11 protein-coding genes and 1 CRISPR repeat array (1 of these 12 running past the window's edge) are annotated in these 14184 nt (G+C 23.9%); all 11 genes read right to left on the bottom strand.

Annotation, left to right across the window (positions count from 1 at the left end; genetic code table 4):
* Positions 1-288: 288 nt before the first annotated feature.
* Positions 289-1587, bottom strand: coding sequence for a hypothetical protein (locus AAHM92_RS02230; RefSeq protein WP_500222989.1), 1299 nt, complete (start codon positions 1585-1587; stop codon positions 289-291).
* Between the two features lie 179 nt (positions 1588-1766).
* Positions 1767-1949 (bottom strand): mannonate dehydratase, encoded by a 183-nt coding sequence (locus tag AAHM92_RS02225; RefSeq protein WP_500223113.1) that lies wholly within the window; start codon positions 1947-1949, stop codon positions 1767-1769.
* Positions 1906-2193, bottom strand: coding sequence for a mannonate dehydratase (locus AAHM92_RS02220; RefSeq protein WP_500222988.1), 288 nt, complete (start codon positions 2191-2193; stop codon positions 1906-1908). Before AAHM92_RS02220 ends, AAHM92_RS02225 begins: the two co-directional genes overlap by 44 nt.
* An 85-nt stretch (positions 2194-2278) precedes the next feature.
* Complete coding sequence (locus AAHM92_RS02215) at positions 2279-2416, bottom strand: hypothetical protein (protein WP_500222987.1); 138 nt, start codon at positions 2414-2416, stop codon at positions 2279-2281.
* Positions 2417-2460: 44 nt separating this feature from the next.
* Positions 2461-2592, bottom strand: a complete 132-nt coding sequence (locus tag AAHM92_RS02210; protein WP_500222986.1) for a DpnII family type II restriction endonuclease — start codon at positions 2590-2592, stop codon at positions 2461-2463.
* 112 nt (positions 2593-2704) lie between these two features.
* A complete protein-coding gene (locus AAHM92_RS02205) occupies positions 2705-4825 on the bottom strand; it encodes a UvrD-helicase domain-containing protein (RefSeq protein ID WP_500222984.1) in 2121 nt (706 codons plus the stop codon).
* A 504-nt stretch (positions 4826-5329) separates the two neighbouring features.
* On the bottom strand, positions 5330-5626 hold the full coding sequence (locus AAHM92_RS02200) for a DDE-type integrase/transposase/recombinase (RefSeq protein WP_500222983.1): 297 nt from the start codon (positions 5624-5626) through the stop codon (positions 5330-5332).
* A 169-nt stretch (positions 5627-5795) separates the two neighbouring features.
* On the bottom strand, positions 5796-8618 hold the full coding sequence (locus AAHM92_RS02195; protein WP_500222981.1) for a hypothetical protein: 2823 nt from the start codon (positions 8616-8618) through the stop codon (positions 5796-5798).
* 821 nt (positions 8619-9439) lie between these two features.
* Entirely contained in the window at positions 9440-10612 is a 1173-nt protein-coding gene (locus tag AAHM92_RS02190) for a hypothetical protein (RefSeq protein ID WP_500222979.1), read from the bottom strand.
* On the bottom strand, positions 10612-10938 hold the full coding sequence (gene cas2 / locus AAHM92_RS02185; protein ID WP_500222977.1) for a CRISPR-associated endonuclease Cas2: 327 nt from the start codon (positions 10936-10938) through the stop codon (positions 10612-10614). The genes AAHM92_RS02190 and cas2 overlap by 1 nt, the downstream gene beginning before the upstream one ends.
* Positions 10931-11872, bottom strand: a complete 942-nt coding sequence (gene cas1 / locus AAHM92_RS02180; protein ID WP_500222976.1) for a type II CRISPR-associated endonuclease Cas1 — start codon at positions 11870-11872, stop codon at positions 10931-10933. Before cas1 ends, cas2 begins: the two co-directional genes overlap by 8 nt.
* Before the next feature lie 226 nt (positions 11873-12098).
* Positions 12099-14184: direct repeats of the CRISPR family, unit length 36 nt; unit sequence GTCGTCTATTCCTTAGATATGTCAGATAACTAAAAC (it continues 592 nt past the right edge of the window).

Raw genomic sequence — 14184 nt, 5'->3', positions numbered from 1 at the left:
TCATCACAAAACTTTTCAATATAGACACAGTCTTATAACAATTAAATATGAAATGTTGTACATTTTCGATAGTTTTTTATAAGATTATTTTTTAGCAAAATTATTGATTTTAAACTTTTTATGGTATCAAAAATTAAAATATTTGATTTGCTATACTTTTAATTTGCTATATAAAAAATTCTCCTTGTATAATTTTATGTCTTTTTAAACATAAATCGAACTTGGAGAATTATATTAACATTTATGAATTGAAACTTCTTAAAAGATTGTTTATTATAAAATATTTTATTAATTTTGATATGTAAATGTTATTTCAGCAAAGATTTTATCATCGTTTGTTTTTAATATTTTACCTACATTTGAAACATCAAAATCATTATCAATTTTTAATATCACTTGTGATGGTATATCGGTTAAATAGTCTGTGTCGCTATTATTATGCGGTAAAATTTGATTATCTTTATTTTTGTATTCTAATTTAAAATTTGTTTTATTTTTATAAAATTCTCTAAATTCTTTTATTACACTTGTGTTCATTATTTTTGTAATTTCAGCATTGATGTTTGCAATTTTTTTTCTATCTTCCTCAGATAGATTACTTAAAGAAACTTTTGTATCTTTAAATATAGCTTTACTTGTAATAATTGTTTCAAAGTTAACAGTTACTTCATTTTTGAAACTTTCATCACCAGATTTTGCGCTTATTTTTGCTGTTGTTCTAGTTTTATTGCTTATAGTAACATTGTCAGTAGTTAAATGTATATTATTATTTTTTTTATTAATAGCTTTAACAATATACTCATCTGAAACTATTGTAGTATCTGTATTATCCAAGAGCACATTTCCTATTTCTGAATTAATTTTAGAAAGATCTACTTTTCCATCTAATATCTTTACTTCAAATGAATCACTAATAGCTTCATTATTCAGTTTAACAATTAATTTTTCTATTACATCGTTCTCTGGTAATTTATTATCCTTTAGTTTTATATTAAATGTGTAAACTTTTTTATCTTGATCATTAACAATTAGATTGTCATAAGTTAATAATGAATCACTTCCCTTGTCAGAAGTTATACTTAATATTTCATTTTCTTCAAGTTCATTATCAAGAGTAATTTTACCTTGTAGTTGTTTTTTAGACTCATTAATTACAGCGTCACCCTCAAATTTAATTTGTGCTTTGTTTTTTTCTTTAGCAGAAATTTTTATAACAATATTATTGTCAATAATAGAATCATTCAATTTGACACTTATTTTTTCAGTAACTAGAGTGTTTGGTAATTTTTTGTTTATAAGTGTAATTGATGCGGTAAAGGTATTTTCATCATTATTTTCAACAATCGGATCTGTTATCTTTAAAAGCGATGAACCCCCTTTATCAGAAGAAACTGATATTTTATCAGTATCCTTTTTCTTTTCATTTAATTTAATTTTTAATTTTAAAGCATCATTCTTATTTTCTATGATGTTCTTATCGATTGAGACTTCCCCTAACTTTGTTTCGTCAACTCCACATGCTACTGCGCTAAAAGATGAAGTTGTTATAAAACTTGATATTGCAAGTAAACTTAATAATTTTTTCATTTATATTTCCTCCATTTTAATTAGAATAAAATTATTTTATTATATTTAAAAAGGAGTGTATACGTGTTATTTAACTTAAAAATATTTTATTTTTACTAAAATATTTTTAAGTTTCAAAAAAAGTCTGTTTTTTTTAAAAAATAGTATCTATTTTTAAAAAAACTCTTAATAATAAGAGTTTAAAAATATTTATTTATTTTTTTGAAAGCATCTCATAGACCATTTATATAACTTAGCCCCAGTGCACGATCATTTAAACCGTATCCTGGATTATTTGGTTTTTGTTCTTCTCCTCAAATCATTCTACCGTGGTCTGGTCTAGCACACCCTTCATAGCCGTTTAAATAATATGCTTCTACTATTTTTTTTTAAGTCCAAAACACCATTTGCGTCTGCATGAGCTATTTCATGAAAGCTATGGTCAGTGTCATATCTTATATTTCTAATATGTGTAAAATCAATTCTTTTGTGAAACCTATTAATTATTCTAACCATATCATTTTCCAGGTTTGTTGACAGTGATCCTACGCATAATGTTAAACCATGATTAATTGAAGGATTAATATTAATAAATCTTTCAATATTCTGGGTTTTAATGTTAAACAAAAAAATAGTTTAAGTAAATAGTGAGTTTAATACATTTATTATCGTTTTGCAATTCTATACTTTTATAAAATGATGAGTATTTTATTTATTTTTTATAATTAGTGATTAATACTTCTTCTATTTTCCCTCTTTTTTGGCCATTAGAATTAACATTTCTCTTCGCCATAACAACATCTATACTATACTCCTTATATGAGTTTTTGCAAATTGCTATTTTCTTCAAAAACTAATTTAAGTATGTGTAAAGGTTCTTTTGCTAAAATTGCTTTATTTAAAACTTCTATCTCTTTTTTTGTATATATCTACATTTTTTATAGCTTTGTCATAATCAACGTAAAAATCTAAATTAAAGACTTTATCTTTAAAATTATTGATAAAATTATCAAAATTTTTTTTCATTTTAATTTGCCCCTTAAATCTTTTTTAATTATACAATGAAAAAAATACTTAAATAAATAGAAAATAAATTAGTTTATGATAAAAAAATATATTTATATGATTTACAAACAAACTATATAAAATAATTCATTTCTTTAATTTTATTGATTTCATCTAAAAAGCTATCTAAGTTTATTTCTACATTATTCATGTTTTCTTTTATAAACAAAATATTGTAAAACATTCTTTCTAAGTCTTCATATTTCATACTGATACGTTCAACCTTATTTTTCTTTAAGTTAAATAAATAGTATTGAAATTTATCAAATTTAGATCTTAAATCACTATTTTTTGAAATAATTAATTTATATAAAAGTAACTGTAATCTGTGGATATCACTTAATTCATTTGTAAATTTAAATTCTCATATTCTTTTATTTTCAAAATCAACACAATCAAGTATTCCTATGTAGTTTCTACCATTTATATTTTCCATTTTTATATTATATTCGAACTTAAATTTCTTGCTTAAAACTCCTGAATTATCTCCCAATATGATTTCAAATACATCATTGGCTGTTTGATCATCTTTTTTTGTAATTCAGTCTATTTCTTGGATTTGATTTATTCTTGAAATGTCTTCATTTTCTATTGCCGAAAGCAATAGAACTACTTTTAATATATTAATATTATTGTTTTCATATTCATCAATAATACTTTTAACCCAAGCTTTTTTTGGTTTTAGAAAACTTAATAAGGTGTCAGAGTCGGATTTAGATTCAGATATTTCTTTTAAAACTTGTTTAATGGATTTGATTATGTCATCAAATTTATTTACTTTTTCTAGAAACATAATTGGAAAGTATTTACCGTTAAAGATTGATAAATTTTCAGAGTATTCTTTCTTTTTTTTAAAAAAAGTTTTTGAGTTTGGCACTTTCTCCAAAGAATAACTTGGTTTTATGACAAAACGCTCAACTTTCATTTTATCTAAATCTTCTCTTAATTTTTCTAAAGGTAAAAACTTCAAGAGATCACTAACAGATGTGTTTAAAACTGTATTTTCAATTCTCCTATTAATACTTTTGTTAGCTTCTTCTCAAGTTCTTTTTTTATCTTCTTCTACTTTAAAATCAATAAACTTATTCAAATTATCAAAGTTTAAAAACTTAAATGCTGAGTTTTTATAGTGGTTGATTATTATTGTTTTTTCAGTTGCTCTTGTAAGAGCTACATAATGAAGATTACTGGGTTTCATATGATCAGAATTTCTATCATAATATTCAAAATAACTATGTTCCATAGAAAAAATGATGGCTACTTTTCTTTCTCTTCCTTTTGATTGGTGAATAGTTGAGAAAGCAATTTTGTTTTTCAATTCTTTGTCACTTAAATTTTCTTCCTCACTTAAAGATATATAAACTAAATGACCTTTTTCCGATAAAAGCGTTGCTAATCTTGACAGAGGAGTATTTGTCCCCTGAACTTTATTCGATAATATAAAAATATCTTCATCTTCGTATTTCTCAAAAACAGGTTTCAAATATTCATATAAAGCCTTAGTATTAAATGCGTCAATCACCGTATAAAATAAGTTCTTTTCGTTGTTTTCTTGATTTGAAGTAATGAAATTTTCGTTAAAATAAACTTCATTCAAAAAAGTTGCATTATCTTTTGTGATTCTGTAACTAGTACTTAACTTAGTGCTTTTTCAACTAAAATTATTAAGATTTCCAAAAGCAATTTCTGCTTTTGATAAAAAAAGTGGATTAGCCCCTCTAAAACTATATATTGATTGTCTTGAATCTCCTAAAATACATAGTTGTGAATTAAAATATTTTTCTTTGATAATCTTGACTAAAGGTTTAAAAATATTGAAGGACATATCTTGAACTTCATCTAAAATAAGTAAATCAAAGTGTTCTAGATTTTTAATTACTTCAATTTTATTGATTATTATATTATTTAGAGCTTGATCATCTTTACAAGTGTCACCAAAACAGTTTCCAATAAATGAGTGAAATGTCTTGCATTTAATATTTGTTAAACTATGCTTCTTAATTTTTTTATTAGTTTCATCAGCTAACTTTTTATTATAAGTTAAAATTATTATATTTTTGTCCTTAAAAGCATCTGCTATAAATAAGCTAGTTGTAGTTTTACCACTTCCAGCTACTGCTTCAATTTTTAAATTATAATTAGCTTTAAGGTAGTTAATTATTTTTTGTTGTTCATCACTAATTTTAAAATTCATATTTTTCATGCTCCGCATTACACATTTAATTATGATTTATTATAACCTAAATAAATAAAAATATAATACTAAAAGTGTGAATATAATTCTCTAAGTATACATTATGCTAAAAAAACACTCATTTATACAAATGAATAAACCCTCATGTATAGAGTTAAATAAAAAAATTTAATATAATCTATAATTTGAATATAATTTGTCAAGTATGCAAAATGTTTTTTATAAAAATACTTAAGCAAAGTTTAAAGTACTTTTTTTTAGTTTGAAATCTAAATAAATATATGTTAGGTGGTCTTATGTTTGATCATTATTATTTTATAATTGTAAAATTCTATATAATTTTCGATTGCTATTTTTAACTTATTAAAATTATTCTGCTTTATATTTATTTTTGCACTCTTCTTTTAAAGAAAAAAGGTTTTACACATTCCATTATCAATAGAGATACATGGTCTAGATTATGATATTTTTTTTAGCATAATGCTTTGCAAATATAAATGTATATTAATTTCCGTTATCAGAATGGATAATAAGTTTTTTAGATAGATCTTGTCTATGAAGCGAAGCTTTCTCAAGCGTTTTTTTGTAAATATCTATGTCATTTTTTAAAGATACCTCATGACCTACTATGAATCCAGTGTTTTCGTCTTTCAAAACACTTAAATATGCAAATTTTTTATTGAAAGGTATATATGTAATATCTGTAACTCAAAGCTCATTTTTTGAATACAAAGATCAATTTCTATTAACATGATTAGGACCATAAGTTATTTTTTTGACTTCTTTTGGTTTTCTATACATTTTTTTATTCTTATAACTGAATATAAATTGAATAATTTCATTATTCTAGCAACTTTAGATTGACTTACTACTATACCTTGATTATTTAAAATGAGACAATATATTTTGAAATCTTTTAAAATATATGCAACCATTTTTTTCTATGAAACTATACAATATTATTTTTTGATTATTTTAAAGACACTCATTTGTTTTCCTTTAATTTAAACACTTCCATCCCTAGTTCACTTGTATCAAAAACTTCTTGAAAAAATACTTCTTTTTTATTATATTTTAATATTATTCATCTTCTTATTATATTACCAGTATTTCAACTTTCGCAATAACAAACATAATATTTAAAAAAATTCTTTTTTCTATCATTATTAGGTATTTTGAATCAAGTTTGTGAATCATCATCGAAAAAAACAGTCCCCACTTTTGTCGATCAATTGATTCTTTTTTTGGTCGAGGGATTTGATGGAAAAAAAATTTTTAATTCACCGTTATCATTAATACAAATATCTTTATGATTTAAAAGTTTCGAAGAGAATATTGTTTCTGAATACAACTGAATTTGGAATATGAACTGTTCCTTTGAAAATTCTGATACTTCAAAAGTATCTATGTAACAATTATTTGTTACAATATCATAGATTTTTTGATGATAAAACTCCTTTTCGAACTTTATCTCTTTAAAAATGTAATATATTTTAAAACCCGTCTCTAAACTAACCTTATTATTAAAGGCGTAAAATTTATTTTCTAATAAAAATTTAATGAAGTTATTCGTAATCTTTCTAAATTTTTCTTTATCTAAAGGATAATATTTTATATTTCACATTTTTTCATCAGGAATTTTATTATCGCAAAAAATTAAATTGGAGCATATAAAAAAATTATTGTTTATCAATGGTCATTCAATTTTTAAGTTATTTTCTAAATATATATCAGAATAATATATTCTATTCTTTTTTGCGTCGCATTTTTTCTTTTTAAAATACTTTAAAATAATAAAATCTATTAATTCAATAACTTTTCAATCAAAACTATTATATATTTTTGTAGATGTTGTGTAATGGAGTTTAAAATAAGAATTAATTTGTACATTTCTTGGAAATGAAAATTTATCATTTATTAAATTCATAATTTCTTTTATCTCTTCACATGTATGGTATTCAGTTTGTTTGAAAAAATAACATAAAAATATATACGCATTTTGAATTAGGCTATTATTTATATTGATTAAATATTTTTTATCATGAATGTTTCCAAAGTTGTTATTTACAGGTGTATTTATTAAATCTAAGTGCAAAAAATAGTAATTATAAAAGACATATTTATATGTCAATGTTTTTTTATATTTATAAAATGTTTTTTTTAAGTGATATTTTAAAATATTTACATGACTGTTAGCTTTTTGAAATATCTTAATTCTTAGAAAAATATTGGCCCATTTAACAAAGGTTTTATAACAAGAAAATGAGTTAAATAATCTTTTATAAAATATGATTGCATCATTTTCAGATAAATTTAATATACGATTTGTAAAATAACTTATATAAAAAATTTCCATATTTCTGTCATTAAAATCTGTCAAATCAATAAAATTACATAGAATATTTTCAAACTTCATAATATTTATATTATCTATTAAAAATTTGATACATTTTTCATAATCTTCCCTTTCCAACTCAATACATTCATTTAAATCTTGAACGTTGAAGTTTGATATCAAAAAATAAAAAAAAGATATTTTATATTCATGATTCTTATTGAGTACTAGTTTTTTCCTTTTTTCCTTAAAAGAAAAAAGAAGCATAAGTTTATTCAAAATACTTTTATTAATTCTTTTTACTAGTAAAATATCATCGTCTTTATTTATAATAAATTCTATGTTAACTTCTTCCATTTTTTCAGATTTTAACAACAGAACAAAAGCTGTATATCATTCCTTCAATTCTACGTCATCCCTATATTCTTTATCATCCTTACATTTTCTCATATGCGTTAGTAACAATGGTAGGTATAACATTCTATCTTTCAAAACAAACTTTTCTTTTTCTTTTGCCACTATACTTCGAGAGTTAAAAAAAATTATTTCACTTTTATTTTTTTTAAAGAATTCTGATTTCTCATCAATACCATAGTAAAAAGTTTTAATATTATTTTTTAAAAAAGTTCAATAACTTTTTCAGTCTACACATTTCTCTCCTTCGAAGTAAAACTCAAAAAAGTGCTCCAGAATATTTCTTCATATAAATATGAAGTGATCAGTATTTTTTTTGATTACAAATCCTTTATTAGATAATATAATTAATGAATGGATAAAGTAATTAATTTCTCTTAAAGACAGTAAATTAAAAGAAATAGTTTGAATTATCTTATAATATTTCTCATAATTACTTGGACTTATAAGAGTAGACACTCTATACATATAGTTACTTTCCAAAGAATTTTTAAATTCAATTGTTCCTATATTTAAATCAAGTTTTTTTATTTCCTTTTCGCAAACACCAGTAATTATAACTTTGATACTAATAGCTAAAAGATTTATTATGATTTTTTCAAAAATGCGTTTAAGAGAAAAATCAAATTCATTTATCCCATCAAAAATTACATATTTTAAATTATTGGTATTTATGTTTTCTTCCAAGTCTTTAATTTTTTCATAACTAAGATCTTTTAAATAATATGCTTCAATATCTTTATGATTGGCTGAGTTTTTTGTGAACATAGTTTTACCACAGCCTCTGCTACCATAGTAATAAATGCAATTAAAATTCAAAAAAATTTTAACATCTTTTTGATAGAGTTTATCAGTGTTTTTTGTTATCTCATCAATAGCATTTTCCTTATTTTTATTATCTTTGAAATTTATAATTGCTTTTTTATACTCATCAAATGTGAATATTTTCTTCATAGGATACTTTATATCACTTGCAAATAAATTAAAACTAAAAAAATCAATAACTGAGAAAATTTTATCTTTATTATTTAATAATTCATCCATATTTTAAAACTCCATTTTTAATTTTTTTTTATTATAAATGAATTTATTAACTTTTGTTTGTTGAATTAAAAAAATATATTTTTAAAGCATTCAACAAAATGATATAGCTAATAAACAAAATGCTTTTTAGAAAACAATATATAACTTTAGACAGATATTATAAGTTGAATATATTAAACATCATGAAACTCGTAAAAGAGAGGTTGCTAAAATTAAAAAAAACTGATGTTATTAGAAGAACTACAATATGCACTTCATTATGCTAATGGCCACACATATAGAAAGCTAGACTATTGAAAAGTATAAGTCTTCATAACTTTATACATATAAATAATGTTAATGCAGGAAGTGAGCTAGTGAATAAATAACAAGGTTGAAGTTTGCTAGTTAAATTATTGAGTAAAAGATTGAATAAGCATATTTGTTACTATTTGCAAGAAAATTTATAGATTAAATTTACAAAGTAATTTCCCCAATATAAAAAACTACATAAATAATGAGTAAATTTATAACATTTTATTTTTTTATTTATACTCATTATTAAATGTATTTAAAACAAAAAATAATCAAATATAAATTATTAGGATGGTATATTTTATAAAATTCTGTTTATATTTAAATAAAAAATTTAAAACTATAAATTTTATATGAAAAAACAACTATGATATTTTTATTACGTTGACGATGTAATAAAACACATTTATAAAATAACAAAATAGGTTTGTATAAATTAAAAAGATTATAGAGAACTTATTAAAAATTGTTGTTTGAATAAAAATTTGAATTAATTTAAAAACATCTTATGTAGTTAACAAATATATTTAATAGTTTTCTATCAATGCTTTCAATTTAATATTTTCTATATTTCAATCGATTTTTTTTGAGAGTTCCAACTCAAAAGATAAAACAAAAAGGAAAACAATATCTTTGTAGTTAATATTTAAAGTTAAGGCATTGTGATCAGCATTTCAGTTACTTACATCTTTACTTTCAATTACAACAATTTTTCTAAAGATATGAGTCATATATAAGTAATGTTCAATTCTCTTCTTGTAGTAACTATATTCAAAATGTAAGTCATCATTATTAATTAAACTAGTAATTTGTTGTTTGTATATTATTAAATCTGTGCTTTTAGATTCAATAAATGAATAGCAAACTGCTATGTTTTTAAAAATACTTTTTAACTTTTTTAAATTGATAATCTTTGAGTCAGATATGAAGTTTATTGATCGTAAATCAGGGTTGAATAATTTTAAGGTAAAAGAACTGTTAACGGTAATAATAACATTAATATTGTATTTACCAATCCACTCTAATATAGTTGCACTAAGTTTTAGAATATTATTATCATCTGCACAAGCATCGGGAAGATCTAATAATAAAAATATTGGTCGTTCTTTATCATTGAAATCAATCTCTAAAAACAAGATCTCTAATATCAACATTCTTATAGTAAATCTGCTATATGATTTCTCATCAACTTCTTTAGATTCATCTTCTTTATATAAATAAACTTTTAATAATTTATCAATAAGGCTATCTATTGCTTTGGTATCAATATTGAACTTAACAGATATTTTTTCATCTAAGTCAAACATTTCTTTGAACTCTAATGAATTAATAACCTCTTCTAAATCATTGTAAAAAGTATTTAGTCGGTTTTGAAAATTCTCATTATCTTGTTGCATTATTATGTGACTATTAATTTTCTTCAAAATACAATTACGTAAAAGATTAGATTTTGTTAGTTTTAATTCATTTTGTAAATCAAATAGTTCTTTTAAAAAAACACATTGATATCTAGCAACACACGAGCTAGAGGAATTAAATGAAAGTTTGTATATTTCTTTACCTTTAAGACCTTCATAAATTTCATGTAATAATAAGCTTTTTTTAGAGTTATTAGTACCATATAAATATGCTATATTATTATGAAAATTTATTGTGGTTTTTCCAAAAAAGTTACTATTAAGTACTAAGTTAGTTTCCACTATAATTCCAATATAAAATCAATGTTTTGATTTTCTTCTTGAAAAGTCTTGCTACCCACTAAAATTTTCATATCTTTATATTGTTTTTCTGTTATACCTATCATTCTAACGTCTCCTTTTTTAGGCTTAAAGTTCTCAATCTTTTTTTGATAGATTAACATTTGATCATAATTTATACATAACTTTACATATATAGAAAATTGAATCATATAGAAACCATTTTGAATTAATATTCTTCTAAACTTAGTGTATTCTTTATTTTCACCTTTAGTTGTATTAGGTAAATCATAAAACACAAATAATCTCATTTGTCGAAACCTACTCATACTCATAGAAATCATCTACTTTTTCTTCATAATATATTATTGTAGGAAGCTTAAGTTTTAGAGAACTTGTTGTTTTTAAAACTGTTACATAACTTCTAACCATTATATCAATTGCATTTGTGATAGTTTGAAACTTACCATCAACTGATACAAATTGATTAAGTAAGTTGATTAATTCCAGTCTTTTATTATAACTAAGGTTCTCCCCTTCTAAACCATCAAGATTTTTAATTACTCATAAATCAACAAGTGGTCTAAACGGTTCCAATAAATCATAAGATAGGTTTCAATTATTAGTTTTACCAATATGAAAGATACCTAGAAAACATAGTAATCCGTATTTAACTAAGGTTCTAGATATTGCAGAAGCTAAAATTGTGTAACCATAATTTAAAGTTTTGTTTATGATATCATCACTAAATCTAATAAAATTACTTCCATATAACTCTCTAAAAAAGACTTTAGCAGCAAGTCCTTCTCTATTGGTTGTATCGTTTAATTTAACTGTTTTTTGAAAGTTCGATACCATTTCGATTGATCTATCACTACAACCAATCATGACCATAACATTCAAAGAATTTTCAATCTTTTTTTCAATTATTTGTTTTCATATTATTTTTTTATAATCTGGATTGATACTTATTTGCTTTTCTATAATAGCTAATGGTTTTCAATGATTGTGATATGAGAGCATAATTCCATTAGGTTCATAACTATCGTTACAAACAACTAGAAACACATTATTATCTAATAATTTAGAAATAAGTTGTGTAGAAATTAGTGTGTAGTTATTTTCTAATATTATACAATTAATATCACTTAATGAGAATGTTAATGATTTGTCAGATTCCTGTTTAGTATTTTCTATTTTTAATAAATTATTTTTAAGCGATAATTTATCATACTTATTTATAATTATTGTTTTCCAAGACAAAACGCTATTCCTTTCCTATATACATAAATATAAGTTCATTTTATGTAATAAAAAAGTAAAAGACCATACCACTATAGTTTGAAAATGTTAGTTTTCAAATAATATTTTCAAAAACTAACAAAATTAGTAAAATTTTAAAGGTAATTTTGTAAGGTTTTTTAGTCCTTATGTATTAGATATGTCAGATAACTAAAACGGTGCTGCCAAAGTTTTTATAAGAAAAGATGTCGTCTATTCCTTAGATATGTCAGATAACTAAAACTAGTGTTTGGTTCCTAAATGATACTTAATCGTCGTCTATTCCTTAGATATGTCAGATAACTAAAACTATGTTACACCACCAACACCCTCGGCTTCGGTCGTCTATTCCTTAGATATGTCAGATAACTAAAACATATCAGCTTTAATTGAAGTTACATCAATTGTCGTCTATTCCTTAGATATGTCAGATAACTAAAACGCATTGGTTGCGGGTAATTAGTCGAGAAATGTCGTCTATTCCTTAGATATGTCAGATAACTAAAACTTTGATGGAGAGTTCTTAAAACACTGATTAGTCGTCTATTCCTTAGATATGTCAGATAACTAAAACAAATGAGCTTCATCAACAATAACTCTTTGAGTCGTCTATTCCTTAGATATGTCAGATAACTAAAACTCTAACAAAAGAAGTTGAATCAAAATAATAGTCGTCTATTCCTTAGATATGTCAGATAACTAAAACTAAATGGAAGCAATTGGTAAATCATATTTTGTCGTCTATTCCTTAGATATGTCAGATAACTAAAACAATGTATGTGTACCTTCATAACGGAAGTTGGTCGTCTATTCCTTAGATATGTCAGATAACTAAAACTTCAAAAACGTTGTCTACAAGGCCCAAACTGTCGTCTATTCCTTAGATATGTCAGATAACTAAAACGTCAATTTTGCCTTTATTTAATAAAACTATGTCGTCTATTCCTTAGATATGTCAGATAACTAAAACAGATGTATAAGCTCACTCTGCAGTATAAATGTCGTCTATTCCTTAGATATGTCAGATAACTAAAACTAATTTTTTTTAGATAATGTTTAAATACCTGTCGTCTATTCCTTAGATATGTCAGATAACTAAAACACTCTCAACAACCTTGTCGATCAAGTGTATGTCGTCTATTCCTTAGATATGTCAGATAACTAAAACTTATTAGAAAGTTTTTCCGTTAGATATCAAGTCGTCTATTCCTTAGATATGTCAGATAACTAAAACACTCCATAATAACTATTAACTCCGATGTTAGTCGTCTATTCCTTAGATATGTCAGATAACTAAAACTTGCTTCGTCTTCTGTTTTAATTTTAGAAGGTCGTCTATTCCTTAGATATGTCAGATAACTAAAACACACAACCTATGATTCCAATATCTCGCCAAGTCGTCTATTCCTTAGATATGTCAGATAACTAAAACAAAGCATTATTACTTTTCGACAATATTTTTGTCGTCTATTCCTTAGATATGTCAGATAACTAAAACATATCGTGTATTCTTTTTTGAAGCTCATCCGTCGTCTATTCCTTAGATATGTCAGATAACTAAAACCAAACGATGATTCTAAATACGATTTATCTAGTCGTCTATTCCTTAGATATGTCAGATAACTAAAACTCGTGAACTATGAGGAATTAGAAGCCTTCTGTCGTCTATTCCTTAGATATGTCAGATAACTAAAACTCAACAATATAACAGTTAGTTCAATATTCAGTCGTCTATTCCTTAGATATGTCAGATAACTAAAACTAATGCAACTTTATTACATATATTTTGCTGGGTCGTCTATTCCTTAGATATGTCAGATAACTAAAACATCTATTTCTCTATCTTTGCAGAAGTACTTGTCGTCTATTCCTTAGATATGTCAGATAACTAAAACATTGGTATTATATGTGTTAATATAGAGGCAGTCGTCTATTCCTTAGATATGTCAGATAACTAAAACGTTACACCAATTAACTCAAATAAAAAAATAGTCGTCTATTCCTTAGATATGTCAGATAACTAAAACAAGTTGGCACAAAACAATAAGGTATATCCAGTCGTCTATTCCTTAGATATGTCAGATAACTAAAACAGGTTCTTTTATTATATTATTTAAAGAAAAGTCGTCTATTCCTTAGATATGTCAGATAACTAAAACCAAGTACGGGGCAATCGATACAACAAACGAGTCGTCTATTCCTTAGATATGTCAGATAACTAAAACGAAATGGAAGATTTAGAAAATTATTTAACTGTCGTCTATTCCTTAGATATGTCAGATAACTAAAACGAT

Origin of the sequence: Spiroplasma endosymbiont of Melanargia galathea (assembly GCF_964031075.1) — a bacterium.
GTDB classification, from domain to species: Bacteria; Bacillota_I; Bacilli_A; order Mycoplasmatales; family Mycoplasmataceae; genus Spiroplasma_A; species Spiroplasma_A apis.
This window is presented reverse-complemented; position numbering and strand designations above follow the sequence as displayed.